The sequence below is a fragment of the Puniceibacterium sediminis genome, from assembly GCF_900188035.1.
GTDB lineage: Bacteria > Pseudomonadota > Alphaproteobacteria > Rhodobacterales > Rhodobacteraceae > Puniceibacterium > Puniceibacterium sediminis.
The window spans coordinates 71,348-96,172 of the sequence record NZ_FZNN01000012.1 but is presented as its reverse complement, the minus strand read 5'-3'; the positions used below and the strand labels follow the sequence as shown (position 1 = coordinate 96,172).

General features: G+C 63.4%; 24 protein-coding genes. 11 read left to right on the top strand and 13 right to left on the bottom strand.

The window, feature by feature from the left end; genetic code table 11:
* Positions 1–22: 22 nt before the first annotated feature.
* The 4 genes from CHB75_RS13635 to pdhA are packed head-to-tail and all read right to left on the bottom strand — an operon-like array spanning position 23 to position 3,935.
* Positions 23–1,306 carry a pyruvate dehydrogenase complex dihydrolipoamide acetyltransferase gene (locus CHB75_RS13635; RefSeq protein ID WP_089271373.1) on the bottom strand — a complete coding sequence of 428 codons (1,284 nt, stop codon included), beginning with the start codon at positions 1,304–1,306 and terminating at the stop codon, positions 23–25.
* Positions 1,296–1,568: a hypothetical protein gene (locus CHB75_RS13630; protein WP_089271371.1), complete on the bottom strand. Its 273-nt coding sequence runs from the start codon at positions 1,566–1,568 to the stop codon at positions 1,296–1,298. Before CHB75_RS13630 ends, CHB75_RS13635 begins: the two co-directional genes overlap by 11 nt.
* A complete protein-coding gene (locus CHB75_RS13625) occupies positions 1,565–2,923 on the bottom strand; it encodes a pyruvate dehydrogenase complex E1 component subunit beta (RefSeq protein ID WP_089271369.1) in 1,359 nt (452 codons plus the stop codon). The genes CHB75_RS13630 and CHB75_RS13625 overlap by 4 nt, the downstream gene beginning before the upstream one ends.
* 10 nt (positions 2,924–2,933) lie before the next feature.
* On the bottom strand, positions 2,934–3,935 hold the full coding sequence (pdhA, locus tag CHB75_RS13620; RefSeq protein WP_089271367.1) for a pyruvate dehydrogenase (acetyl-transferring) E1 component subunit alpha: 1,002 nt from the start codon (positions 3,933–3,935) through the stop codon (positions 2,934–2,936).
* Positions 3,936–4,398: 463 nt separating this feature from the next.
* Between pdhA and CHB75_RS13615 the strand changes: the two genes are divergently transcribed.
* Genes CHB75_RS13615 through CHB75_RS13605 form a run of 3 tightly spaced genes read left to right on the top strand, consistent with a single transcriptional unit; the run spans position 4,399 to position 7,036 of the window.
* Complete coding sequence (locus CHB75_RS13615) at positions 4,399–5,157, top strand: UDP-2,3-diacylglucosamine diphosphatase (RefSeq protein WP_245840973.1); 759 nt, start codon at positions 4,399–4,401, stop codon at positions 5,155–5,157.
* Between the two features lie 5 nt (positions 5,158–5,162).
* The gene (locus CHB75_RS13610) at positions 5,163–6,386 is read left to right on the top strand and encodes a BtaA family protein (RefSeq protein WP_089271509.1); all 1,224 of its coding nucleotides are present in this window, start codon (positions 5,163–5,165) and stop codon (positions 6,384–6,386) included.
* A gap of 5 nt (positions 6,387–6,391) precedes the next feature.
* Positions 6,392–7,036 (top strand): class I SAM-dependent methyltransferase, encoded by a 645-nt coding sequence (locus tag CHB75_RS13605; RefSeq protein ID WP_089271365.1) that lies wholly within the window; start codon positions 6,392–6,394, stop codon positions 7,034–7,036.
* Between the two features lie 35 nt (positions 7,037–7,071).
* Here the strand turns inward: CHB75_RS13605 and CHB75_RS13600 are convergent, their stop codons facing one another.
* Both CHB75_RS13600 and CHB75_RS22380 read right to left on the bottom strand, forming a co-directional pair.
* The gene (locus CHB75_RS13600) at positions 7,072–7,629 is read right to left on the bottom strand and encodes a CHAP domain-containing protein (RefSeq protein ID WP_089271363.1); all 558 of its coding nucleotides are present in this window, start codon (positions 7,627–7,629) and stop codon (positions 7,072–7,074) included.
* Positions 7,630–7,857: 228 nt separating this feature from the next.
* Positions 7,858–7,989: a hypothetical protein gene (locus tag CHB75_RS22380; protein WP_281253220.1), complete on the bottom strand. Its 132-nt coding sequence runs from the start codon at positions 7,987–7,989 to the stop codon at positions 7,858–7,860.
* Between CHB75_RS22380 and CHB75_RS13595 the strand changes: the two genes are divergently transcribed.
* Complete coding sequence (locus tag CHB75_RS13595; RefSeq protein WP_089271361.1) at positions 7,988–10,279, top strand: arginine/lysine/ornithine decarboxylase; 2,292 nt, start codon at positions 7,988–7,990, stop codon at positions 10,277–10,279. The two genes, CHB75_RS22380 and CHB75_RS13595, sit on opposite strands and share 2 nt — an antisense overlap.
* Before the next feature lie 63 nt (positions 10,280–10,342).
* On the opposite strand, the gene CHB75_RS13590 is transcribed toward CHB75_RS13595, so the two are convergent.
* Together CHB75_RS13590 and CHB75_RS13585 are read right to left on the bottom strand one after the other, a co-directional pair.
* Entirely contained in the window at positions 10,343–10,990 is a 648-nt protein-coding gene (locus CHB75_RS13590) for a flavin reductase family protein (protein ID WP_245840971.1), read from the bottom strand.
* Positions 10,987–11,676: a GntR family transcriptional regulator gene (locus tag CHB75_RS13585; protein ID WP_089271505.1), complete on the bottom strand. Its 690-nt coding sequence runs from the start codon at positions 11,674–11,676 to the stop codon at positions 10,987–10,989. The genes CHB75_RS13590 and CHB75_RS13585 overlap by 4 nt, the downstream gene beginning before the upstream one ends.
* A gap of 372 nt (positions 11,677–12,048) precedes the next feature.
* Between CHB75_RS13585 and CHB75_RS13580 the strand changes: the two genes are divergently transcribed.
* On the top strand, positions 12,049–13,158 hold the full coding sequence (locus CHB75_RS13580) for a metallophosphoesterase family protein (protein ID WP_089271359.1): 1,110 nt from the start codon (positions 12,049–12,051) through the stop codon (positions 13,156–13,158).
* Positions 13,155–15,791, top strand: a complete 2,637-nt coding sequence (locus CHB75_RS13575; protein WP_089271357.1) for an AAA family ATPase — start codon at positions 13,155–13,157, stop codon at positions 15,789–15,791. The genes CHB75_RS13580 and CHB75_RS13575 overlap by 4 nt, the downstream gene beginning before the upstream one ends.
* Positions 15,792–15,804: 13 nt before the next feature.
* Here the strand turns inward: CHB75_RS13575 and CHB75_RS13570 are convergent, their stop codons facing one another.
* Positions 15,805–16,107 carry an FtsB family cell division protein gene (locus tag CHB75_RS13570; RefSeq protein ID WP_089271355.1) on the bottom strand — a complete coding sequence of 101 codons (303 nt, stop codon included), beginning with the start codon at positions 16,105–16,107 and terminating at the stop codon, positions 15,805–15,807.
* Positions 16,108–16,206: 99 nt separating this feature from the next.
* Positions 16,207–17,394, bottom strand: coding sequence for a phosphoglycerate kinase (locus tag CHB75_RS13565; RefSeq protein WP_089271353.1), 1,188 nt, complete (start codon positions 17,392–17,394; stop codon positions 16,207–16,209).
* A 125-nt stretch (positions 17,395–17,519) separates the two neighbouring features.
* Between CHB75_RS13565 and CHB75_RS13560 the strand changes: the two genes are divergently transcribed.
* From CHB75_RS13560 to CHB75_RS13550, 3 genes are all read left to right on the top strand, one after another.
* On the top strand, positions 17,520–18,032 hold the full coding sequence (locus CHB75_RS13560; RefSeq protein ID WP_089271351.1) for a peptidylprolyl isomerase: 513 nt from the start codon (positions 17,520–17,522) through the stop codon (positions 18,030–18,032).
* Positions 18,025–18,570 carry a peptidylprolyl isomerase gene (locus CHB75_RS13555; protein ID WP_089271503.1) on the top strand — a complete coding sequence of 182 codons (546 nt, stop codon included), beginning with the start codon at positions 18,025–18,027 and terminating at the stop codon, positions 18,568–18,570. The genes CHB75_RS13560 and CHB75_RS13555 overlap by 8 nt, the downstream gene beginning before the upstream one ends.
* A gap of 312 nt (positions 18,571–18,882) precedes the next feature.
* The gene (locus CHB75_RS13550) at positions 18,883–19,503 is read left to right on the top strand and encodes a class I SAM-dependent methyltransferase (protein WP_089271349.1); all 621 of its coding nucleotides are present in this window, start codon (positions 18,883–18,885) and stop codon (positions 19,501–19,503) included.
* 93 nt (positions 19,504–19,596) lie between these two features.
* Here CHB75_RS13550 and CHB75_RS13545 read toward each other — a convergent pair whose 3' ends face one another.
* A complete protein-coding gene (locus CHB75_RS13545; RefSeq protein ID WP_089271347.1) occupies positions 19,597–20,478 on the bottom strand; it encodes a GNAT family N-acetyltransferase in 882 nt (293 codons plus the stop codon).
* Between the two features lie 44 nt (positions 20,479–20,522).
* Here CHB75_RS13545 and CHB75_RS22375 point away from each other — a divergent pair, with 44 nt between their 5' ends.
* Complete coding sequence (locus CHB75_RS22375; protein WP_281253219.1) at positions 20,523–20,651, top strand: hypothetical protein; 129 nt, start codon at positions 20,523–20,525, stop codon at positions 20,649–20,651.
* Between the two features lie 61 nt (positions 20,652–20,712).
* On the opposite strand, the gene tyrS is transcribed toward CHB75_RS22375, so the two are convergent.
* Entirely contained in the window at positions 20,713–21,966 is a 1,254-nt protein-coding gene (gene tyrS / locus CHB75_RS13540) for a tyrosine--tRNA ligase (protein WP_089271345.1), read from the bottom strand.
* A gap of 219 nt (positions 21,967–22,185) precedes the next feature.
* On the opposite strand from tyrS, the gene CHB75_RS13535 reads away from it, so the two are divergent.
* A complete protein-coding gene (locus CHB75_RS13535) occupies positions 22,186–23,277 on the top strand; it encodes an anhydro-N-acetylmuramic acid kinase (RefSeq protein WP_089271343.1) in 1,092 nt (363 codons plus the stop codon).
* 477 nt (positions 23,278–23,754) lie between these two features.
* Here CHB75_RS13535 and moaA read toward each other — a convergent pair whose 3' ends face one another.
* Complete coding sequence (gene moaA / locus CHB75_RS13530; protein ID WP_089271341.1) at positions 23,755–24,762, bottom strand: GTP 3',8-cyclase MoaA; 1,008 nt, start codon at positions 24,760–24,762, stop codon at positions 23,755–23,757.
* Positions 24,763–24,825: the final 63 nt, after the last annotated feature.

The following is a 24,825-nucleotide window of genomic DNA, read 5'->3' as shown; positions in this document are numbered from 1 at the left end:
ATCGGCAGATGAAGTGCAGGCCTCAGACCAGCATCGTGACCGGGTGTTCCAGATTCCGCACGATCGCCTTGAGCAGCTGGGCACCAAGCGCGCCGTCGATGACCCGGTGATCAACGCTGAGCGTGACAGACATGACAGTGGCCACCTCGATCTCGCCTGCGACTGACACCACCGGCTTGCGGATGCCCGCGCCCACGGCGAGGATTGCGCCATGGGGCGGATTGATCACCGCGTCGAAACTTTCAATCCCGTACATGCCAAGGTTTGAGATCGCAAAGCTGCCGCCCTGATATTCGTGCGGCGCAAGCTTTCGGTCGCGCGCACGAGAGGCGAGGTCCTTCATCTCGGCCGAGAGGGTCGAGAGGCTCTTGGTATTCGCATCGCGTAGCACAGGGGTGAACAGGCCGCCCCTGACCGCGACGGCGACGGCCACATCCGACGGCTCCAGCTGCAGGATGCGATCACCGGCCCAGACGGCATTGGCGGCAGGCGCCTGTTGCAGCGCCAGCGCGCAGGCCTTGATGATGAAGTCATTCACCGACAGCTTGATGCCACGGGCGGCAAGCTGAGTATTTATCTCTTTGCGCAGGTCCAGCAGCGCGTCCAGACGGATGCTCCGGCGCAGATAGAAATGCGGGATGGTCTGCTTGGCCTCGGTCAGGCGGGCGGCGATCACCTTGCGCATCCCGTCGAGCGTGACCTCGGTATAGGCGCGGTCGACGTAAAGCCTCGCGACGCTGTCAAAACTCGCGCCCGTCGGCGCGGGTGGGGGCATGGGCATGGCAACGCGGGCCTCTTCCTCTGGTGTTGTCGTGTTTGGCCGCTCCGTCGCCTCTGCACCGGTCACATCGGCCCGAACGATGCGGCCGCTTGGCCCGCTGCCGGTGATCTGCCCAAGGTCAATCCCGCGTTTCGCAGCAATGCGGCGGGCGAGGGGGGATGCCAGGATCCGCTCGCCTTCGGCACGGGGCACTGGTGCCTCGGTCTGGGCCTGCGCAACGGCTGCGGCGGGTGGCGCTTCCGGCACGGGCTTTTTGGCAACAGGGGGCTGCGCGGCGCTTTCGCCTTCCTGCAAAAGGGTGGCGATGGGGGTGTTGACCTTGATGCCCGATGTGCCCTCGCTCACCAGCAGCGCGCCCAGGATGCCCTCATCCACAGCCTCAAATTCCATCGTCGCCTTGTCGGTCTCGATCTCGGCGATCACGTCGCCAGACGTCACCCTATCGCCCTCCTTCACCAGCCACTTGGCAAGGGTGCCTTCCTCCATCGTCGGGGACAGGGTCGGCATCAGGATTTCAACGGGCATCGGTGAACGCCTCCAGCGTGATCAGATCCATCGGCAGGCGCGGCGTGCGGCCCGCACGCAACGCTGTAATGGCTGCCTGTATCTGGCGACCATGGCGGGCGATCCATTCATAGGCTTCCTGATGCGTGGGCCGGTCACCGGGGCGCAGGCCCTCCATCAGCACCTCGGGCACCTGCGCCGTGACACCGCCCGGGGCCATGTCGACGCGCACCCGGTAGGCCTCGCTCGCCACGTCCCGGCCCAGAACCTCGACCCCAGTCATCGGTAACAGACCTTTTTCGCGGCAGCGACCACCTCATCCGCGCTGAGCAGCGCCAGCTTTTCCAGATTGGCCGCATAGGGCATCGGCACGTCCTTGCCGGTGCAGGTGATGACCGGCGCATCAAGATAGTCGAACGCCTGCTGCATCACCTCGGAGGCGATGTAGCTGCCGATGGACCCCTGCGGCCAGCCCTCTTCGACGGTGACCAGGCGGTTGGTCTTTTGCACCGATCTGATCACCGTGGGCAGGTCCATCGGGCGCAGGGTGCGCAGGTCGATCACCTCGGCGCTGATACCATCCTGTGCGAGGGTTTCAGCGGCCTCCAGGGCATAACTCATGCCGATGCCGAAACTCACCAGAGTCACGTCCGACCCTTCGCGCCAGATCCGCGCCTTGCCAAAGGGGACGGTAAAATCATCCATCACCGGCACATCAAAGGCACGGCCGTACAGGTTTTCGTTCTCCAGAAAGATCACCGGGTTCGGATCACGGATCGCGGATTTGAGCAGCCCCTTGGCGTCGGATGCGGAATAGGGCATCGCCACCTTCAGCCCCGGAATATGCGCATACCAGGCGGCGTAATCCTGACTGTGCTGGGCACCGACGCGGGCCGCGGCACCGTTGGGTCCGCGAAACACCATGGGCGCCCCCATCTGGCCACCGGACATGTACAGCGTCTTGGCCGCAGAGTTGATGATCTGGTCCATCGCCTGCATGGCAAAGTTGAAGGTCATGAATTCGACGATGGGGCGCAAACCGCCAAAGGCCGCGCCGACCGCGATACCAGCAAACCCGTGTTCGGTGATCGGCGTGTCGATCACGCGTTTGGAGCCGAATTCCTCGAGCAGGTTCTGGCTGATCTTGTAGGCGCCCTGATATTCACCGACCTCTTCGCCCATCAGGAAAACCGTGTCGTCGCGGCGCATCTCTTCGGCCATGGCATCGCGCAGGGCCTCGCGGACGGTCTGGCTCTTGACCCTGGTGCCTTCGGGCCAGTCGGGCTGAAGGGCCGGGGGGGCGGCCTTCTCGGGGGCCCCTTTCAGGGCCGCCTCGGCAGCCGCGGCGACCTTGGCGGTCGCCGGCGCCCGGCCGCCAGGTTTCGCGCTGTCGTCGCTGCCGGATTTGAGCACCGCGATAGGGGTGTTGACCTTGATCCCGGTGGTCCCCTCGGGGATCAGGATCGTGCCCATCACACCGTCATCCACGGCTTCGAATTCCATCGTCGCCTTGTCCGTCTCGATCTCGGCCAGGATGTCACCAGAGGTGACGGCATCGCCTTCCTTGACCAGCCATTTGGCCAGCGTGCCTTCTTCCATCGTCGGGGACAGGGCGGGCATGAGGATCTCTGTAGGCATCGCGCTCTCCTCAGGCCTGTGCTTCGGCGGTGATATCGGTCCAGAGCGCGGCTGCATCCGGCTCGGGGCTTTCACGGGCGAATTCGGCGCTGGCGTTGACGATGCCCTTGATTTCCTTGTCGATGGCCTTGAGGTCCTCTTCGCTGGCGTGTTTTCCGCCCAGCAGCAGGTCGCGCACATGATCGATGGGGTCACGTTCGCTGCGCATCTTCTGGACCTCTTCGCGGGTGCGGTACTTGGCCGGATCGGACATCGAATGGCCGCGATAGCGGTAGGTCTTGACCTCAAGGATATAGGGCCCCTTGCCAGCCCGGCAGTGGGCGACCGCCTTGTCCCCGGCGGCCTTGACCGCCAGCACATCCATGCCGTCCACCTCTTCTCCCTTGATGCCATAGGCGGCACCCCGTTCCCAGAGCGAGGGCGCATGGGCGGAGCGACTGACACTGGTGCCCATGGCATACTGGTTGTTCTCGATCACGAAGATCACCGGCAGGTCCCAGAGGTTGGCCATGTTGTAGGTCTCATAGACCTGGCCCCGATTGGCCGCGCCATCGCCGAAATAGGCGAATGTGACGTTATCGTTGCCCTTGTATTTGTCCGCAAAGGCCAGCCCCGCGCCGATCGGCACCTGCGCGCCGACGATGCCGTGGCCGCCGTAGAAATGCTTGTCCTTTGAGAACATGTGCATCGAGCCGCCCTTGCCACCCGAATAGCCGCCCGCGCGTCCCGTCAGTTCGGCCATCACCCTGTTCGGATCCATCCCGCAGGCCAGCATATGCCCGTGATCGCGATAGGAGGTTATGCGCTTGTCACCCTCCTTGGCTGTGGCCTCAAGCCCGACGACGACCGCCTCCTGTCCGATGTAGAGATGACAGAAGCCGCCAACCAGACCCATGCCATAGAGCTGGCCAGCCTTCTCTTCGAACCGCCGGATCATCAGCATGTCGCGGTAATAGGCAGTCAGGACCTTGGCCGGGACATCTGTTGGCGTGGTGCTTTTGCGGACCGCCATGCGCAGGTTCCTCCCCCGGGGTGTGTCAGATGGTTTAGCGTTAAACCAGTTGCAGGCTAAAACCACCGCGCGCCCGAGTAAAGCGCGCCGAACGTCGGAACCGGGCGCGGCGAAAAATTCTTTCCAAGAATTTTGTCCGGAAAATTCATAATTTTCCGCTGCATTTTCTTATCTAAGAAAATGCTTTGGCCCCGGCCCATCCGTGTCAGTGAAAAGTCCGTGTAATCCGCACGCTAGAGAAAGATGATCGCCGCCCGATCCCGGTCAGGCAGGCCCCAATCCAGACATGCGCACGGGCCCCCGGCTCGGCTCGCCCTGTCCTGAAATGCACACCTGTCACAATTCCGAGTCCTGCGCCCGCTAAGACCTCAGGCAAGAGGGCAAAAGCGTGGACGGATCTGTGCAGCACCGGACAATATTCCTTTCCGACGTTCACCTTGGTACATCGGGGTGCCAGGCGGGCATGCTGCTGGACTTCCTGTCGCACAACCGGGCCGATACGATCTACCTGATCGGCGACGTCGTCGATGCATGGCGGCTGCGGCGCGGCTGGTTCTGGCCGCAGGCCCATGACGACGTGGTGCAGGACCTGCTGGCGCGCGCCCATGACGGGGTCAGGATCTGCTATATCCCCGGCAACCATGACGAGGTGTTGCGCAACTACTTTGGCACCCATTTCGGCGGGGTCGAGGTGATGGATACCGCACCCCACGTCACCGCCGATGGGCGCCGTCTGCTGATTACCCATGGCGACCAGTTCGATTCGATTGTGGTCAATGCCAAATGGCTCGCCCATCTGGGCGACCGGGCCTATGAATTCGCGCTCTGGCTGAACACCTGGCTGAACCGGGGCAGGCGGCTCTGGGGCGGGCAGTATTGGTCGCTGTCCAACTGGGCCAAGCAGCAGGTCAAGCAGGCCGTGAGCTTCATCAGTGAATACGAGGCGGTGCTGGCCGATGAGGCGCGCCGCAAGGGGTTCGACGGTATCGTCTGCGGCCATATCCACAGCGCCTGCATCCGGCAGATCGACGGGCTCGACTACATCAATACCGGCGACTGGGTCGAAAGCTGCACGGCCGTGGTCGAATCCATGGACGGTACCCTGCATCTGATCGACTGGGCCGCCGAAATGCGCGCGCGCCAGGCACCGACCGCGCGGCGCGGCGCGGCAAGCAGACCGAAACAGCCAGCGGGCAGATCAAAGCACAAGGAAGTGGCGTGAATAACATGATCCATACCCCCGACATCCCCCGCCAGCTTGGTGCCGCCGTGCACCAGAACAGCGCGTTGAACCGCACGGGCCTGCTGGAACGTCTGTTTTCCCGCCTGTTTCACGGGCTGGTCTATCCCCAGATATGGGAGGATCCCGTGGTCGACATGGCCGCGCTGAACCTGCGGCCAGGCGAACACCTGTTCTGCATCGCCTCGGGTGGATGCAACGCCATGTCCTATCTTACGGCGCGGCCCGGTTCGGTCACGGCGGTCGATCTGTCACCCGCGCATGTGGCGCTGGGCAGGCTCAAGGTCACGGCGGCGCAGCACCTCACCCAGGCGGATTTCCTGGCCTTCTTCGGTGGCGCGGACAGCGCTGCAAACGTCGGCGTCTATGACCTGCTGATCGCGCCGCATCTGGACGCCGACAGCCGCGCCTATTGGGAGGGGCGGTCCATGGGCCGCCGCCGCATCACCCTGTTTGCACGCGGGTTCCACCGCTTCGGCCTGCTGGGCCGTTTCATCGGCACGCTGCATGTCGTTTCGCGCTTGGGCGGGCTGACATATGCGCCGCTGCTGAACGCTCAGAGCCTTGATGAGCAGAAGCAGTTCTATGAGGACCGCATCCTGCCGGTGCTTGATTCACGCCCCGTGCGCTGGATGGCGCGGCGGCGTGCCTCGCTCTTTGGTCTCGGGATTCCGCCCGCGCAATATGACAAGCTGGCCGCTGATGGCGGCGGCGCGGTGCTGCCGGTGCTCAAGGAACGTGTGCGCAAACTGGCCTGCGATTTCCCGATTGCCGAAAATTACTTTGCCTGGCAGGCCTTTGGCCGCAAATATGCGCCCATAGGTCCCGGATCTCTGCCGCCCTATCTTGAACCGCAGAACTTTGCCGCCATCCGGGCGGGTGCTGCCAATGTCGCCGTGCTGAACCGCTCGATGACCGACCTGCTGGGTGAACGAAACGCCGGATCGCTGGATGCCTACGTGCTGCTGGATGCGCAGGACTGGATGAACGACGCCCAGCTGAACGCGCTTTGGCAACAGATCAGCCGCACCGCACGCCCCGGTGCACGGGTGATCTTTCGCACCGGCGGGGCCGACGATATCCTGCCGGGCCGGCTGTCGCCCGCGCTGCTGGACCGCTGGGCCTATGACGCCAAGGCCTCGCAGACCGGGTTCGTGAATGACCGCTCGGCGATCTATGGCGGCTTCCACCTCTACCGGTTTCAGGGATAGCGCAGATGACCGACACCCGCGCTCATGCGGCGCTGATGGACAGCACTTACCGCTATCAGCGGCTGTTCTATGACATCACGCGGCGATACTACCTTTTGGGCCGGGACCGGCTGGTGGCAGATCTGGCACCACCGTCGGGCGCGCGCGTGCTTGAAATCGCCTGCGGGACCGGGCGCAATCTGGAACGGATCGCGCGGCACTATCCCGGCTGTGCGCTGTTCGGCCTTGATATCTCCCACGAAATGCTGCGCTCGGCCCATTCCAAACTGGGCGGGCAGGCGGTTCTGGCCCGGGCCGATGCCTGTGATTTTGACGGGGATGCGCTGTTCGGGGCAGGCGGGTTTGACCGTGTGGTGATGTCCTACAGCCTGTCGATGATCCCAGACTGGGGCCGCGCCCTGCGTCACGCGGCGCAGCAACTGCGCCCGGGCGGGGAACTGCATGTGGTTGATTTCGGGGATCAGGACAAACTGCCGCGCTGGTTCCGCCGGGGCCTGCACCACTGGCTGTCGCGCTTCCATGTCACGCCACGCCGCGATCTGCTGGAGCGTATGCAGGATATTGCGCAGGAGCAGGGGATGGCGCTGACATTTCGCCCGCTCTACCGGGACTATGCGCGCTATGGCGTCCTGACCCGTCCGGCGATCTGACTCCCCGGACGCGGCTGGCACCCGGGGAAGAACACTCAGCTCTTGCTGGCGGGATAGATGAAACCGTTGACCGGATAGACGCTGCCGAATGCGCTGGGCTGGCTGGCCAGACGCACCGCCGACCAGTCATTGCGCTCGGACACATCGATCACCGGCATCTTCAGGGACACTTCGTTGCGGCTCCAGTTGGCGTGATCGACCAGCACTTCGCGGGGCGAGACAACCTGCGACACCACGGCGACATGGCCCATGGGCATACCGCCGGTCGGCTTGAACGCCATCACCGCGCCGACTGCGGGTTCGTCACCCCGGTCGTACAACCCGCGCGCCTTGGCCCACCATGTTTCGGCATTTCCACGGATTTCGACGCCGCTGACGTTGCGCGCAAACGGCACGCACCAGACGCGCTGGCCCTTGGCGCGCAGGGCCTTGGCCTCGGAAATCGCCATCGCCTGCCGCGCCGGATCAAGACTGACGCGCGACGACTGGGTGGAAACTGTGGGTGCCGTCCCGGAACAGGCGGCACAGAGTAGTAGCAAAACGCAAAGACTGCTCAGTTTGCGCAATGACGGTGTGGCGTTTTTCACGCTCATGCGTCCCTCGGTTTTTTGTTATCATGGGCTTCAATTTTCAATCAAAGCATCTCAATTTCTTGACGATATTCGTTAAAAAACAAGAAATATTTTTGGACGACGGCAGAAACCCGCCCAGAGCTGCGCCCAGTGCCTCTTGAACGGTCACAAACGGAACTGCAAAAGGCCCTCCAAAACCCGGGCAAGATCAGTTTCAAAAGCGGCGTTTTGCCTGCGGGCCACCGCGCGTCAAACGGCCCTGTCCTGTCGGCGGCCCTTGACGTCGCCCGCCTGAACAGAAACAAACAGGTTCGGATTCTGAACCTGACCAACCCGCATCGGGGCTGTCACGGTCACTGTCTCTCCGGAGGAAAAAGACATGAAATTCCGCTTTCCCATCGTCATCATCGATGAAGATTTCCGTTCCGAGAACTCCTCGGGCCTCGGGATCCGCGCGATGGCAGAGGCCATCGAAAGCGAAGGGTTCGAAGTGCTGGGCGTGACCAGCTACGGCGATCTTTCGCAATTTGCCCAGCAGCAGTCGCGCGCCAGTGCCTTTCTCCTCTCGATCGATGACGAAGAATTCAGCCCCGGGCCGGACCTTGACCCCGCCGTCGTCAACCTGCGCAGCTTTATTCAGGAAGTGCGGCGCAAGAACGAAGATGTGCCGATCTACATCTACGGCGAAACCAAGACTTCGCGCCATCTGCCCAACGACATCCTGCGCGAACTGCACGGCTTCATCCACATGTTCGAGGATACGCCGGAATTCGTCGCCCGCCACATCATCCGCGAGGCCAAGAGCTATCTTGAGGGCATCAAGCCGCCGTTCTTCAAGGCGCTGCTGAACTATGCCGAAGACGGCTCCTACTCCTGGCACTGTCCGGGGCATTCGGGCGGCGTCGCCTTCCTGAAATCGCCCATCGGGCAGATGTATCACCAGTTCTACGGTGAAAACATGCTACGCGCCGATGTCTGCAATTCCGTCGAAGAACTGGGCCAGCTGCTGGATCACAACGGCGCCATAGGCGCATCCGAACGCAACGCCGCGCGGATCTTCAACGCGGATCACTGTTTCTTTGTGACCAACGGCACCTCGACCAGCAACAAGATGGTCTGGCACCACACCGTCGCCCCCGGCGATGTCGTTGTGGTGGATCGCAACTGTCACAAGTCGATCCTGCACAGCATCATCATGACGGGCGCAATCCCGGTGTTCCTGAAACCCACGCGCAACCACTACGGCATCATCGGCCCGATCCCCCAAAGCGAATTCAGCATTGAATCGATCCGCGACAAGATCCGTGCCAATCCGCTGCTGGCGCATATCGATGCCGATACGGTCAAGCCGCGTATCCTGACGCTGACGCAATCGACCTATGATGGCGTGCTTTACAACACCGAAACCATCAAGGGTCTGCTTGATGGCTATGTGGAAAACCTGCACTTTGACGAAGCCTGGCTGCCCCACGCCGCGTTCCACAACTTCTATGGCACCTACCACGCCATGGGCCGCAAGCGGGACAAGACCAAGCATTCGGTCACCTATGCCACCCAGTCGATCCACAAGCTGCTGGCAGGCATCTCGCAGGCCAGCCACGTTCTGGTGCAGGACAGCCAGGACACCAAACTCGACCGGCATCTGTTCAACGAAGCCTACCTCATGCACACCTCGACCAGCCCGCAATATTCGATCATCGCGTCGTGCGATGTGGCGGCCGCGATGATGGAACCTCCGGGCGGCACGGCTCTGGTCGAAGAAAGCATCATGGAGGCGCTCGATTTCCGCCGCGCCATGCGCAAGGTCGACGAAGAATACGGCGAAGGCGACTGGTGGTTTCAGGTCTGGGGCCCGGATGACCTCGCCGAAGAAGGTGTCGGTAGCACCGATGACTGGGTGCTGAAACGCACCGATGCCGACGGCGTGCAGCCGCTCGACAACAAGGAGGCATGGCACGGCTTTGGCGACATGGCGCCGGGCTTCAACATGCTCGACCCGATCAAGGCGACGATCATCACCCCCGGCCTGAACATGGACGGCTTGTTTGAAACCGACGGCATCCCGGCGTCGATCGTCACCAAATACCTCGCCGAACACGGCGTCGTGGTGGAAAAGACCGGCCTCTACAGTTTCTTCATCATGTTCACCATCGGCATCACCAAGGGCCGCTGGAACTCGCTTCTGACGGCCTTGCAGCAGTTCAAGGACGACCACGCCAAGAACCAGCCGATGTGGCGGACCATGCCGGAATTCTGCGCCAAGCATCCCCGGTATGAGGGCATGGGCCTGCGCGACCTCTGCCAGCATGTGCATACGCTCTATGCCAAATATGACGTCGCCCGCCTGTCCACCGACATGTACCTCAGCGATCATACCCCGGTGATGAAGCCTACGGATGCGTTTTCGCATATCGCGCAGCGCACCACCCAGCGCGTGCCGATCGACGAACTTGAGGGCCGTATCACCACCAGCCTCGTCACCCCCTATCCGCCGGGCATTCCCCTGCTGATCCCGGGCGAGGTGTTCAACCGCAAGATCGTCGAATACCTGCGTTTCAACCGCGCCTTCGCCCACGAATGCCCAGGGTTTGAAACCGACATCCACGGTCTGGTGCAAGAGGTCGGCACCGACGGCACGATCCATTACTTCGCGGATTGCGTCGCCTCCTGATCTGCCTCCCGTCGGCGGGTACGCCCCGCCGACGGTCCTGCTCTGCCCACCGCCGACAGCTGCTCACTTGGGCTGACGGCTCAGCACCTCATCGACAGAGGGCGTGGGCAGGTCGAAATAATCCAGCGTTCCCGCATAGCCATTGCCGCCCATCCGCCCGATGGCATCCAGCCGCGCGTGATCGGAATAATGCGTCGCCGGGTCCAGAATATCCTCGCGGATATGCGCCATGACGATCCGTCCCAGAATGATTTCGCGTGCGGAACTGACCTCGATCCCCAGGTAACGCTCGCATTCAAAGGCCACCGGTGCCTCGGCGATGCGCGGGCAGGCGACCTTGACGCCGGGACTGGCTGTCAGACCGGCCATCTGCAACTCGTCCACATCCGGCGCAAACCCGGCGGCGGTGGCCGCCATCGCCTCGACATTGGCGCGGTCCACGATGTTGACGGTAAAACATTCGGTCATGCGGATGTTATAGGCCGTGTCCTTGAAGCTCCGGTCCGGTTTGTTTTCGACCCCCAGCGCCAGGATCGGCGGATCAGCCGACAGGCAGTTGAAAAACGAATAGGGCGCGGCGTTCACCACCCCATCCGGCGAAATCGTCGTGACCCATGCGATCGGGCGGGGCAGGATGGTGCCGATCATCACCTTGTAGGCCTCGCGCGGCGAAAGGGCGGAAAAATCAAGCTCGTGGTGGCTGCGGCTCACAGGGGCAGTTCCTTTCGGTAATGTGACAGGATCGACTGGATGTTGTCAGGTGCGGGGATCAGATCGGCCCGGCCTGCGACCGCGCCCAGATGATGACCCATGATTTCGATGGCGCGGGTGTGGTCCCCCGCGCGGATGGATTCGATGATCCGGGAATGTTCATCCACCGCGCAGTCCGACGAATGGCTGCGCGCATACATCGACATGATCAGCGAACAGCGCAGCACCACCTCGCGCACATAGCGCGCCAGCACATCATTCCCGGTCAGATCGGCCAGCAAAATGTGGAATTCACCGGCAAGACGAATGGACACCGGCCCATCCTTGCCCTTCGTCGCCAGTTCACGGCGGACATGCGCCTCAAGCTGGTCATATCCATTGTCCGGCATCCGGGCGCAAAGCATTCGGATCACTTCGTTTTCCAGACAGCGACGCACCTCGAAAATCTGCTGCGCCTCCTCGCGCGACGGCTCAGCCACAAAGGCCCCCCGGTTTCGACGGGTCACAACAAGCCCCTCATTTTCCAGCCGCACAAGGGCATGTCGCACGATGGTACGGCTGACCCCGAACTGTTCGCCCACAGTGTCCTCGGGCAGGCGCATGCCGGGTTTCAGCGCCTGTTCGATGATCGCCCGGCGCAGCAGATCATGCACCGCGTCGGTCAGGGTCGTCTTGCTGTCACTCATGCCGTTCAATGCCTGCATTCCTCTATCAATCGGATACCGTCGTGACGCAAAATCGTATCCAATCCCTCGCTCTCATAACATCGTATCCAATACTGTCAATTATCGGATACGATAACAGTGGCAACCCACAGGCCTGCTGACCACCGACAACGACACCGACACCCGGCTTCGGCCCCGCAAACCCGCACAGATCCAGATCCGTCCCGATTGGCATCGCGGCGCCGCCCGCATCCTGTATACCGCCCCCGGACAGCGCGTCGGAAAATGGCCTTCCGCCGACCCGCCGCGCGCCCTAAGATGCCAATTCCAATCACCCCCCCGCAGGGCCGCCACTGCGGCAATGCCTATCCCACCCGACCGAAAGACTGGCGCATGATCCGCTTTCTCCACGCCTCTGACCTGCACCTTGGCAAACCCTTTGGCCGCTTCCCCGAGGATGTCCGCCACCGCCTGCGTCAGGCCCGGCAGGACTGTATCGCCCGGCTTGCCGATGCGGCGCGGGCAGGGGGCGCGACCCATATCCTGCTGGCAGGCGACACCTTTGATGCCGAAACGCCCCAGCGCAGCACCCTGCGTCAGGCGATGAACGCCATGGCCGCCGCCCCGGATCTGACCTGGGTGCTGATGCCCGGCAACCACGACCACCTCAAGGCGTCCGAAATCTGGGCCGTGCTGGCCCGCGAACGCCCGCAGAACGTGATACTGGCGCTGGAACCGGTCCCGATGCCCATGGGCGACGCTGCGATGCTGCTGCCCGCGCCCTGCACCGCCAAGGCACCGGGCCGCGACCTGTCAGAATGGATGGACAGCGCGGACACCGGCACGGCCATCCGCATCGGCCTCGCCCATGGCTCGATCCGCGAATTCGCCGGGGCGGACAACTTGTCCGATACCGGCAGCGGCGTCATCGCCCCCGACCGGGCGGCGCGCGCAGGGCTCGACTATCTCGGCTTTGGCGACTGGCACGGGCGCATCGAAGTCACGCCCAACACATGGTATTCCGGCACCCCGGAACCCGACAGCTTCAAACCGCACCGCCCGGCCGGCGCGCTGCTGGTTACGGTCGCGGGGCAGGGTGCCCGCCCCGTGGTGCAGGAGGTCGAAACCGGCGAGATCGCATGGCACCGCCCGATGCTCGACCTGCTCGATGGTGACGACGCCGCCCAGCGGCTCGCTGACACCCTGCCGGACCTTGCCCGGCGGGACCGCACGCTGATCGACATCCGCCCCACGGGCCACACAGGGCTGGCCGCCAATGCAGCCCTTGTGCAGGCCATCACTGACGTGACCCCGGATTTCCTGTGGGCCGACAGTGACCTCACCGCCCTTGCCGTGACCCACGACCTCACCGACCTGTCGCAGATCGACGACCGTGGCGCGGTGCGCGACGCCGCCGAAGCACTGGCCAAAGCCGCCGACACCGACCCCGCCGCCGCAATGGCGCTGCGTCGGCTTTATTCCTATGCGCAGGAGCTGAAATGAAGATCCGCGCCCTTACCCTGCACAACGTGCGCAAATTCGGCGGCAAACGCGTCACCATCCGCGACATCGGCGACGGCATCACCGTGGTCTCCGAGGCCAACGAATTCGGCAAATCCACCTTCTTTGACGCCCTGCACGCCGTGTTCTTTGAAAAGCACACAGCCACCGGAAAGGGCATCCAGTCGCTGCGCCCCCACGCCGGCGGTGCCGTGCGCATCAGCGCCGATATCGACGTGGACGGCGCGCGCTATACTATCGAAAAACGCTTTCTGACCCAAAAGGGTGCCAGCGTCACCGACCTGTCCCACGGCACCGTGATCGCCCGGGATGGTGAGGCCGAAGATTGGCTGACCCGCCACATCGGCCCCGCCGATCACGGGCCGACCGGGCTGCTCTGGGTCCGGCAGGGGGTTGTCGGCCTTGAACCCGCCGATGCCAAACCCACCGAACGCGACCGCCTGACCGAGGTGCGCCGCGATCTGCTCAGTTCCGTCGCGGGCGAGATTGATCAGGTCACCGGCGGGCGCACGATGGACCGTATCCTGCGCCGCTGCCTTGACGATCTCGGCCAGATCGCCACCGGAAAAACCCTCGCCCCGCGTGGCCCGTGGAAAGAGGCGGTCGATACCGCCCGCGATCTGCAAACCGAACTCGACCTGCTGGAACGCCAGTGCGCCGAACTTGACGGGGCGCTGAACGAACGCCGCGCGGCCGAGGATGAACTTCGCCGCCTTGACGACCCCGCCGAACAGGCCCGCCGTGATCGCGACGTATCAACCGCCCGCGCCGCCGCACAGGCCGCCGAAAGCCACGCGCAAAAGGTGACAGCCGCCCAACGCGAACGCGACATCGCGACCCTGCAACTGACCGAGGCGACACGCGCAAGCGCGACCCTGACACAGGCCATGACTGCGGCGAAGGCGGCAACCCAGACCCTCACCGATGCAGAAACCCGCCGCACCGCCGCCGCCACGCAACTGACCAAGGCACGCGAGGCCGAAACCCAGGCCCGCGCCGCGCTGACCACCGCCGAAGGCATCACCAAGAACCTGCGCGATGAGCTGGCACTGGCCGACCGCGCGGCCGGGGCACAGCGCGCCCGGGATGACATCGCCCGGCTCGAACAGACCCTGAAACAGGCCCGCGCCCACACCACCGCCCGGGCACAGGCGCAGGCCCGCATCGCCGACAACCCCGCCACAGCGGCAAACCTCACAGCGGCAGAAACCGCCGTGGCCACAGCCGCCCAGCTAGGCCACGCCGCCGCCGCCCGCGCCGCCCATGTGACGATCCGCTACAGCGGCACACAGCAGCTGACCATCGCCGGGGAACCACTGCCGGGCGACACGGCCATTCCCCTGCAAGACGGCACCGAAATCACCATGCCGGGGATCGGATCGCTCAGGTTCGACCTGCCATCGGACGGCACCGGGGAAAACGCCCAAACCGCGCTGGCTGCGGCTCTCATTGCCGAAACCACCGCCCTGAACGCTTGCGCCGCGCAGACGCTGGCAGAGGCACGTCAAAACGCCCAGACGCGTCAAACCGATGAAAACGCCGCGCATCTTGCCGACGAAATGCTGCGTACGCTGGCACCACAGGGCACCGATGCGCTGGAACAGGCGCTGGCCCGCGCGCGTGGCGTTCTGGACGCCGCCCCCGAAACGCCCCCGCGCATGGGCGACGCGATCCAGCCCGAACTCGACATCGCCCAGACCACCGAATCCACGGCCCGCACCCGCCTGACCCAGTGCAGCGAAAAGGTCGCCACCGCCCGCGAAACCCTTGCCTCCGCCGAGGCATCGCTGACCTCTGCGCGCAGCGACAGGGACCGCGCCGACGCACAGGCCGGTCCGATGGAAACCCGCACAGACCGCGCCACGGCTCTGGCCGCGACAGCCACGGCGGCGCAGTCCACAGTTCAGACCCTCACGGACGCGCTCATCGCCCTGCAAACAGACGCCCCCGACGCCGCCACCGCCCTTGCCAATCTCAAACGCGCCGAAGCCGCCTTTGACGGCGCCCGCAAACGCCGCGCGCAACTGGCCGAACGTCGCGCTGACCTGTCGGCCCGCATCGACACCCGCGCCGATGAGGGGATCGAGGAACGCCGTGACGAGGTGAAAGAGGCGCTGGAAACCGCCCGCGCCACCGCCGCAAGGTATGAGGCCGAAGTCGCGGGCCTGACCCGCCTGCGCGATGCGCTGGAAACTGCCCGCGACGGCGCGCGCGAGGCGTATTTCGAACCGGTTCAGGCCGAACTTCGCCCGCTGCTGCGCATCCTGCACGACGACGCGGGACTGGATTGGGAAAGCGACAGCCTGATGCCCGGTGCCCTGCGCCGGGGGGGCGAGGTCGAGGCCTTTGACACCCTCTCGGGCGGCACACAGGAACAGATCGCGATTTTGACCCGGCTGGCCTTTGCCCGGCTGTTCGCGCGGCGCGGCCAGCATCTGCCGATCATCCTGGATGATGCGCTGGTCTATTCCGACGACGACCGCATCGTAAAGATGTTCACCGCCCTGAACCGCGTCGCGGCAGACCAGCAGATCATCGTCTTTTCCTGCCGCCAGCTGGCCTTTGCCGGCCTTGGCGGGGAACGCCCGCAGATTTCGATCGAGGATGCCGACTGACGCCGCGACCGATCTAGCGAACGGTAATCTCGTCCGCGCGCATCAGGCCCAGCACATCCCGCGCCTGCTGATCCAGCAGATCAAGGTCGAGGTAGTCGTCAGACAGTCGCGTGGTCAGGTTCTCCATCCGCGCCACTTCGGCCTGCACCTCGCGCAATTCTTCGGCCAGATGCTGCGATTCCACGGTGATCTCGGCACGCCGGAACACGCCAAAGTCGCCCTGAACGGCGGCAAAGGTGAAATAGGCCCCAAGGCTGAAGGTGATCGCAAAGAACACCAGCGCGCCAAGCGCCGGGGGGGTACGAAGAATGCTCATGAACGTGCCTCACGGATGCGCCTCTGACGGGCGCGCCCGCGCAGTATGGCATAACCGGGCCGCTGTGGGAATCCCCCCGCAGGGGAATTCCCGCAGGTCTTAGCTTAGGGCCGCAACACCCGGCAGGGTCTTGCCCTCCATCCACTCAAGGAAGGCACCCCCGGCGGTCGAGATATAGGTGAAATCCTTGGCCGCATCCGCCTTGTTCAGCGCCGCGACCGTGTCACCGCCACCGGCAACCGACACCAGCTTGCCTTCACGCGACAGTTTGGCCGCATGGGCCGCAGCCGCATTGGTCGCCGCATCGAAGGGCGCGATTTCGAACGCCCCCAGCGGCCCGTTCCAGATCAGCGTCTTGGCACGTTCCAGCGCCTGACCCACATGGAACACCGAATCCGGACCCGCATCCAGAATCATCGCATCCGCCGGGCATTCCTCGGCCTTGACCACCTTGTTCTCGGCCCCTGCCTTGAACTCCCAGGCCACCACCACATCACGCGGCAGCAGGATCTCGCAGCCGGATTTGACCGCCTTGTCGGCAATCTCTTTCGCGGTGTCGGTCATGTCGTGTTCACACAGCGACTTGCCCACATCCAGCCCCATCGCCGCAAGAAAGGTATTCGCCATCCCGCCGCCGATCACCAGAATGTCGACCTTTTCCACAAGGTTGCTCAGCAGTTCCAGCTTGGTCGACACCTTCGCACCGCCCACAACCGCCAGAACCGGGCGCTGCGGATTCCCCAGCGCCTTTTCCAGCGCGCTCAGCTCGGCCTGCATCAGACGGCCCGCGCAGGACGGCAGCAGCCGCGCCAGCGCCTCGGTCGAGGCATGCGCCCGGTGCGCCGCCGAAAACGCGTCGTTGCAATAGATGTCGCCCAGCGTCGCCATGCCGGCGGCCAGATCTGGATCGTTCTTTTCCTCGCCCGCATGGAAACGCGTGTTTTCCAGCAGCAGCACCTGACCGGGCTGCAAGGCACCCGCCGCCGCCTCGGCCGCAGGACCCACGCAATCGGCGACAAAGACAACAGGCACGCCCAATACGCTTTCCAGCGCCGGTACCAGCTGTTGCAGGCTCATTTCGGGGACGACCTGTCCCTTGGGACGACCGTAATGCGCCAGCAGCACCGGCATCCCGCCATGGGCCAGAATATCCGCAATCGTCGGGGCAATCCGTTCAATCCGGGTGGCATCGGTGACCTGCCCGTCTTTCATCGGAACGTTGATATCGACCCGCACCAGCACGCGTTTGCCGTTCAATTCCATCTGATCCAGTGTCTTCCAGGCCATGATACCCTCCTAAATTTCTCGGTCGCAGGTTTGACGGACCCCGCCCGAGAGGTCAATCCACCACCTTGGCATTCGGCGGCGCGCGCATTACCTAGTGGGCCAAGTTCAAATCAACGGAGTATGACATGGCCGATATCAAAGACCCCGAAAACACCATCCTTCTGGAACTGAAGGACGGCACCGTCACAATCGAACTGCTGCCCGACGTCGCCCCCAAGCACGTCGAGCGGATGAAAACCCTCGCCCGCGCCGGTGCCTATGACAACGTCTGCTTTCACCGCGTGATCCCGGGCTTCATGGCCCAGACCGGCGATGTGGCCAACGGCAACATGGAAAATGATTTCAACCTGCGCGCAGCCGGCACCGGCGGCAGCGAACACCCCGATCTGCCGGCCGAGTTTTCCAAACTGCCGCATGACCGTGGCACCATTGGTGCGGCGCGCAGCCAGAACCCGAATTCCGCCAATTCGCAGTTCTTCATCAACTTCAGCGACAACAACTTCCTCAACGGTCAGTACACCGTCTATGGCCGCGTGATTTCGGGCATGGAACACGTTGATGCCATCGCCAAGGGCGAACCGCCCGTGAACCCCGACCGCATGATTTCGGTCAAGGTGGCGGCAGATGCAGATGCATAAGCTCGCTCTGGCTCTGACACTGGTTGCCAGCCCTGCGCTGGCCACCGGTCTTCAGATCGACATCGCGGGCGAGGCGAACGGCACCATCACCATCGATCTGTTCGAGGATGTCGCCCCCAACCACGTCGCCCAGATCACCACGCTGGCCGAACAGGGCGCCTATGACGGCATCTCCTTTCACCGCGTGATCGACGGCTTCATGGCCCAGACTGGCGATGTTCAGTACGGCAAGGAAGGCGAAGATGCCCGCATGGCCGGGATGGGCGGATCTGATCTGCCTGACATCGCGGCGGAATTTTCGGATATCCCCTTTGCACGGGGCGTGATCGGCATGGCCCGTTCGCAAAATCCGGATTCGGCCAATTCGCAGTTCTTCATCATGTTCGCCCCGGGCGATTTCCTCAACGGTCAGTACACCGTTGTGGGTGAAGTGACCGAGGGCATGGATTTGGTCGACGCAATCAAGCGCGGCACCGGTGCCAATGGCGCCGTTATCGGCGCACCCGACCGCATGACCGCAGTGCGCGTCACCGACTGACGCCTGCGCGGATGATACTGACGCGATGGGGGGCTGCCCCCGTCGCGTTTGCGGCCTCTGGTCGAACACGACCCCCCCAACGATTACGCCATGTCGCCAAACTGTGCTGGTCGCCTGTTTTTGGGCGAAACCGGCCAATAGTGCCTTTTCGGAACCAAAAACGGCAAAATGAGGCACGCAAGCGGTGCAAGTGGCGCATGCAGAAAACATTTCACTTTATGAATATGAACGCGGTACACTGTCGTTACGCTGACGTCATGCGGTCCTGTCCCAGGTTCCATGCGTCACGATGATCTGAGAGAGCGCACAGACATGACAGTCGACAGAAAGACACACTGGGACACCGTCTATGACCAGAAGTCCGAGGCCCAGTTGAGTTGGCATCAGGCTGAGGCAAAGCTCTCGCTTGAGCTGATCGCGATGGCTGGCGTCACTGCGGCGTCTTCCGTCATCGATATCGGCGGCGGGACGTCCCGACTTGCGGCAGCCTTGCTTTCCATGGGGCTTCGCGACGTGACAGTTCTCGATCTGTCGCAGGTCGCCCTGAATACAGCCCGGGATCAGCTGGGACAGCCCGGTCAGTCAGTGACATGGATCCCGGCGGACATCACCTCCTGGACCCCTGATCGCCAGTACGATCTGTGGCACGACAGGGCAGTGTTCCATTTCCTCGTCGATGCACCCGAGCGCGCGGCCTATCTGGACAGCCTTGCGCGGGGCTTGGGCAACGGCGGCCATGCGATCATTGCCACCTTTGCGCCAGACGGGCCGGAGACATGCAGTGGTTTTCCGGTGGCCCGATACAGTCCGACAGACCTTGCTGAAGTGCTTGGCGAAGGCTTCGAACTTGTGGCGCATCGCCCCCATCTGCATCAAACCCCATGGGGCAAAACTCAGTCCTTCCAGTTCAGCCTTTTCCGCCGAACCTGTTGAATGCGCGCCTGACACTGGTCGACACCCGGCTCAGTTTCACGACATGGCTGATATTCACGGGCAGATGAACCGCAACTCCCGGCAATCTCCGGCTCAGGCGGCGAAAAACTTCGGCAGACGGCGGGCCACTGGCGCAAGCGCCCGGTGATACAGCCATGTGCCGCCCTGAACCACCGCATCGGCCCCGGTCCCCAGCTTGAAATGCGCAAGGCCCGGCGCATCGTCAGCATTGAGCGTTCCAAGGTCGAGCAGGCTGTGGCCGCGCGCCGCAAGGTCGCGCATACCTTCCCACAGCACGAGGTTCATGGCATTCAGTCGCCGCCCTTCGGGCAGGCTCTGGCCGATCTGATAGGTCGCCATCGCGCCGTGACACAGGAACAGCGCCGCCGCCACAGGATGCCCGTTCCGCCGCGCGGTGACGATGCGCGCCTTGCCCGGATTCGCCGCCCCGAATGCCCGCAACAGGGTCGGCGGCCATCCGCGATAGCCGCGGTGTTTCTGCAACGCCTCTTCGGCCTGCAACAGCCAGTGATCACGATCCCCCGCCAGCTCGCTCCAATCCAGCTTCAGCCCAGCCTGTTCCGCCCGGTTCAGCCGGTTGCGCCATTTCTGCCGCAGCGCGGCCCGCATCGCGGCTTCCGGCCCAAGGCGCAGCATCGCCAGCGTCACCGGCGTGACCAGCGGCCAGAACCCGGCCGCGCGCAGCTCAGTTCCCGACAGCCCGTCAGCATTCAGGATCAGCGGCCGCCCACGCTGCATCGCACCAACACCGCGCAGCCAACCCGCTGTATCCGACGGATCGCGCCACACCGGCCCGCGCGACAGCAGATCGACCTGTCCCAGCACCGGCAGGCGGCGCGACTGGATCTGCCAGACGGCTGCGTCCTCATCGTGGCATCGGTGCGGCAGGCCAAGCGCCGCGCAGGTGCGGGCGAATTCCGGGGATTGCGGCAGGGGCAGGGGCAGATCATCCATACCTCATTAACCATGTGACAAGTTTCTTACCGGTTAATGCCCGGATGACCGAATCCACCGCCAAAGGGCCGTCCGCGCGCCGCCCACGCTATACCCTCGGGGCCGCGCTGCTGCTGGCCTCGGTTCTGTCATTGCCATTTGTGGTGATTGCGCTGGTGCAGCTGCTGTTCTGAACTGGCGGCCAATTTCGCGTATCTGACAAGAGCAGGGGGCGCGCAAACGCCCCCGCCCGTGTCAGTCGGCCAGCTTGACCAGCGCGTGACGCTTCTTGCCCGCGCTCAGCTTCAGCGGCTGGCTCAGGGCACCGGCGTCCAGCATCATCCCCGCGTCGGTCAGCGGCTCATCATCCAGCCGCGCGCCATTCTCGGAAATCAGGCGCTTGGCCTCCTTGCCCGACTTTGCCAGACCCGCGCGCACCAGCACCTGCACGATGGAAATGCCCTCCGACAACTCACCGGCGCTCAGCTCCAACGTCGGCAGATCGTCGCCGGTGCCGCCGTGTTCGAACACCTCGCGCGATGTCGCCTCGGCGGCGGCCGCGGCTTCGGCCCCGTGGCACAGGGTGGTGACCTCATTGGCCAGCACGATCTTGGCCTCGTTGATCTCGGACCCCTGCAGCGCACCCAGCCGGTCACAGTCTTCGACCGGCAGTTCGGTGTACAGCTTCAGGAACCGGCCCACATCCGCATCGGTGGTGTTGCGCCAGAACTGCCAGAATTCATAAGGACTACGCATATCGGCATTCAGCCAGACCGCCCCATCCGCCGATTTGCCCATCTTCTTGCCGTCGCTGGTGGTCAGCAGCGGCGTGGTCAGTCCAAAGATCTGATGATCCAGCACCCGGCGCGTCAGGTCGATACCATTGACGATATTGCCCCACTGATCCGATCCTCCGAACTGCACCAGACAGCCATAGCGGCGGTTCAGTTCAAGGAAATCATAGGCTTGCAGGATCATGTAGTTGAATTCAAGGAACGACAGCGACTGTTCGCGGTCCAGCCGCGACTTGACCGATTCAAAGCTCAGCATCCGGTTGATCGAAAAATGCCGCCCGATGTCGCGCAGAAAATCAAGGTAGTTCAGCTGGTCCAGCCATTCGGCATTGTTCAGCATCAGCGCCGGGGTTTCGGCGCGATCATAGTCAAGATATTTGGCGAAGACCTGTTTGATGCCGTCGATGTTGTCGGCGATCTGCTCGGGCGTCAGCAGCGGGCGTTCATCGGAACGGAACGACGGATCGCCCACCTTGGTCGTGCCGCCGCCCATCAGGGTGATCGGCTGGTGGCCGGTTTTCTGCAACCAGCGCAGCATCATGATCTGGATCAGCGATCCGACATGCAGCGACTTTGCCGTCGCATCAAAGCCGATATAGCCCGGCACCACCCCTTGGATCAGCGCCTCGTCAAGGCCCTGATAATCGGTGCAGTCAGCCAGAAAGCCGCGCTCCATCATGACACGCATGAAGTCCGATTTGGGATGGTAGGTCATGGTTGGTCCCCTTTAAGATTGGCGGTAGCTATAAAGCGCGTTCCGAAAAGTGGGAACCGGTTTTCGGACCAAAACGCGCGTTAAGACAAACAAGCGCGTTCCGAAAAGTGGGAACCGGTTTTCGGGACAAAACGCGCGTTAAGACAAACAAGCGCGTTCCGAAAAGTGGGAACCGGTTTTCGGACCAAAACGCGCGCCAAAAATACAAAGGGCATAGGCATGTTGGGCAAGGATGCGGTCTGGGCGTTGGGGGCGATGTCGGGCACCTCGCTGGACGGGGTGGATGCGGCGCTGCTGCGCACCGACGGAGAGGTGATCACCGATTTCGGCACCTCGGGCTATCGCGCCTATAGCGATGGCGAACGCGAGGTGCTGCGCGCCGCCCTTGGCCGCTGGCCCGGGCCGGGGCTGGAGCAGGCGTTGAGCGTGGTGCAATCGGCGCATGTTCAGGCGTTGGGGCAGTTTCCCGGCGCGGCCATCGCCGGTTTTCACGGTCAGACCCTGGCCCATGATCCCGGCGGGCGCGGCACCCATCAGCTGGGCGATGGTCAGGCTTTGGCCCGGGCGCTGGGGGTGCCGGTCGTCTGGGATTTCCGCAGCCTTGACGTGGCGCAGGGCGGGCAGGGCGCACCACTGGCGCCGTTCTTTCACTTCGCCTGTGCCAAGTGGATCGGGGCCGACGCACCTCTCGCCTTTCTGAACCTCGGCGGGGTCGGGAACCTGACCTGGATCGATCCGTCAAAGGCCCGCCCCGAAGACCCGGGCGCGCTGCTGGCCTTTGACACCGGCCCTGCCAACGCCCCGATCAATGATCTGATGACGCGCCGCCGTGGGCAGGACTGTGACCGCGACGGCGCGCTGGCGGCCACTGGGCAGGTGGATCAACCGGCCCTCGACAGCTTCCTTGAGACGCAATATTTCGACCGGATGCCGCCAAAATCCCTCGACCGCGATGATTTCCCGCAGATCCCGGAACTGGTGCGCGACCTGTCTGACGCCGATGCCGCCGCGACCCTGACGGCCATGGCGACCGGGTCGGTGATCCGCGGTATGGCCCATTGCCCGACGCCCCCCACACGGCTTCTGGTGACGGGGGGCGGGCGGCACAATCCGGTGATGATGGGACTGCTCGCCGCCGGTCTGGAGTGCGAGGTTCTGCCGGTCGAATCCGTCGGGCTCGACGGCGACATGCTCGAGGCGCAGGCCTTTGCCTATCTCGCCGTGCGCGTGGCGCGGGGGCTGCCGACATCCTGTCCCAGTACGACAGGCGTGGGCGCGCCGGTCAGTGGCGGACAGATCAGCCAGCCATGAAGCCGGTCCGCAGAGACTATAGCGTGACGTGAGCCGGGCAGCGTCGGCCCGTGGGATGGCGTGTGCATCGGTCGTGCGGCGAACTTTATGTCTGCAAGGTCAGTCGTTGCCTTGATATAGGCCCTGACGTCACCAAAGCGCCAGCCCGCCCGGACGGGCAGGCGCTGCCCGGCGCCTTTGGCTTGATTCCGGGCGGGGCGTGCTTCGGCTTTCCCCATGGGCATGTCGACCCCCGCAGGGCCTCTGCGCGCTTATCTCACGGATCATTAACCTGAGGGGCCACACACTTGGTCAGACCGCCAGAACCCCGCGATGCCATACTGCACCCATACGCTTTCCATACGAAAACCATACGCCTTCCATACAGCGGTATATCCGGAAAAAGCGATGAAATTCAGTAGGTTGAACAGGTCATACAGCGGCCAGAGGCACAAAACACCCCAGCCGTTGCGCGCACGCTGTCTCAGGAAAGGTTAATCAGCCGCCGGTGTGGCTCATGTGGCGGGACACGCGGCCATCCACCGACTGGCGGGAATAGTCGAAATCGTGCCCCTTGGGCTTTAGCCGGATCGCCGCACGAATGGCGTCTTCCAGCGCGGCATTGCTGCCGGGATGATTGCGCAGGGCCGACCGCAGATCGGCGTTGTCTTCCTGCCCCAGGCACATGAACAATTCGCCGGTGCAGGTCAGACGCACCCGGTTGCAGCTTTCGCAGAAATTATGCGTCAGCGGCGTGATGAATCCGATCTTCTGGCCGGTCTCTTCCAGCCGCACATAGCGCGCCGGACCGCCGGAATTTTCGGGCAGGTCGGTCAGGGTGTAATGCTGTCCAAGTGTCTGACGCAACTCGGACAATTTCCAATACTGGCCAAGGCGATCCTCGTTGCCGATGTCGCCCATCGGCATCACTTCGATCCAGGTCAGATCCATGTCACGGCTGTGGCACCATTCGGCCAGCGTGATCAGTTCGTCCTCGTTGAAATCCTTCAGCGCGACGGTGTTGATCTTGACCCGCAGACCTGCCTTTTGCGCCGCGTCGATCCCGCGCAGCACCTGCGGCAGGCGACCCCAGCGGGTGATATCGGCGAATTTCTGCTCGTCCAACGTGTCGAGCGAGATATTCACCCGCCGCACACCGGCCGCAAACAGATCATCGGCAAAACGTTCCAGCTGCGATCCGTTGGTGGTCAGCGTCAACTCCTTCAATGCGCCCGACTCCAGATGCCGGGTCATTGCGCGAAAGAACGTCATGATGTCCCGCCGGACCAGCGGTTCCCCGCCGGTGATGCGCAGCTTTTGCACCCCCAGATCCACAAAGGTCGAACACATGCGATCCAGCTCTTCGAGCGTCAAAAGCTCTTTCTTAGGCAGAAAAGTCATGTTTTCGGACATGCAGTAGACACATCGGAAATCGCAGCGGTCCGTAACAGATACGCGCAGATAGCTGATGGGACGCTGGAACGGGTCAATCAATGGGGCTGTCATGTCTGTGAACCTAGTATTCCCCGGATCAATGAGCAAGTATTGTGCAGAATGTTGATGATGAGA

Coding starts and splice junctions, on each gene's coding strand:
- pdhA (WP_089271367.1), bottom strand. CDS start 3,935: ATGGCGGTCCGCAAAAGCACCACGCCAACAGATGTCCCGGCCAAGGTC.
- CHB75_RS13535 (WP_089271343.1), top strand. CDS start 22,186: ATGTTGGGCAAGGATGCGGTCTGGGCGTTGGGGGCGATGTCGGGCACC.
- CHB75_RS13565 (WP_089271353.1), bottom strand. CDS start 17,394: ATGGCCTGGAAGACACTGGATCAGATGGAATTGAACGGCAAACGCGTG.
- CHB75_RS13635 (WP_089271373.1), bottom strand. CDS start 1,306: ATGCCCGTTGAAATCCTGATGCCGACCCTGTCCCCGACGATGGAGGAA.
- moaA (WP_089271341.1), bottom strand. CDS start 24,762: ATGACAGCCCCATTGATTGACCCGTTCCAGCGTCCCATCAGCTATCTG.
- CHB75_RS13545 (WP_089271347.1), bottom strand. CDS start 20,478: ATGGATGATCTGCCCCTGCCCCTGCCGCAATCCCCGGAATTCGCCCGC.
- tyrS (WP_089271345.1), bottom strand. CDS start 21,966: ATGACCTACCATCCCAAATCGGACTTCATGCGTGTCATGATGGAGCGC.
- CHB75_RS13610 (WP_089271509.1), top strand. CDS start 5,163: ATGATCCATACCCCCGACATCCCCCGCCAGCTTGGTGCCGCCGTGCAC.
- CHB75_RS13580 (WP_089271359.1), top strand. CDS start 12,049: ATGATCCGCTTTCTCCACGCCTCTGACCTGCACCTTGGCAAACCCTTT.
- CHB75_RS13575 (WP_089271357.1), top strand. CDS start 13,155: ATGAAGATCCGCGCCCTTACCCTGCACAACGTGCGCAAATTCGGCGGC.
- CHB75_RS13595 (WP_089271361.1), top strand. CDS start 7,988: ATGAAATTCCGCTTTCCCATCGTCATCATCGATGAAGATTTCCGTTCC.
- CHB75_RS13555 (WP_089271503.1), top strand. CDS start 18,025: ATGCATAAGCTCGCTCTGGCTCTGACACTGGTTGCCAGCCCTGCGCTG.
- CHB75_RS13585 (WP_089271505.1), bottom strand. CDS start 11,676: ATGAGTGACAGCAAGACGACCCTGACCGACGCGGTGCATGATCTGCTG.
- CHB75_RS13630 (WP_089271371.1), bottom strand. CDS start 1,568: ATGACTGGGGTCGAGGTTCTGGGCCGGGACGTGGCGAGCGAGGCCTAC.
- CHB75_RS13625 (WP_089271369.1), bottom strand. CDS start 2,923: ATGCCTACAGAGATCCTCATGCCCGCCCTGTCCCCGACGATGGAAGAA.
- CHB75_RS22375 (WP_281253219.1), top strand. CDS start 20,523: ATGACCGAATCCACCGCCAAAGGGCCGTCCGCGCGCCGCCCACGCTAT.
- CHB75_RS13550 (WP_089271349.1), top strand. CDS start 18,883: ATGACAGTCGACAGAAAGACACACTGGGACACCGTCTATGACCAGAAG.
- CHB75_RS13560 (WP_089271351.1), top strand. CDS start 17,520: ATGGCCGATATCAAAGACCCCGAAAACACCATCCTTCTGGAACTGAAG.
- CHB75_RS13570 (WP_089271355.1), bottom strand. CDS start 16,107: ATGAGCATTCTTCGTACCCCCCCGGCGCTTGGCGCGCTGGTGTTCTTT.
- CHB75_RS13605 (WP_089271365.1), top strand. CDS start 6,392: ATGACCGACACCCGCGCTCATGCGGCGCTGATGGACAGCACTTACCGC.
- CHB75_RS13615 (WP_245840973.1), top strand. CDS start 4,399: ATGCTGCTGGACTTCCTGTCGCACAACCGGGCCGATACGATCTACCTG.
- CHB75_RS13600 (WP_089271363.1), bottom strand. CDS start 7,629: ATGAGCGTGAAAAACGCCACACCGTCATTGCGCAAACTGAGCAGTCTT.
- CHB75_RS22380 (WP_281253220.1), bottom strand. CDS start 7,989: ATGTCTTTTTCCTCCGGAGAGACAGTGACCGTGACAGCCCCGATGCGG.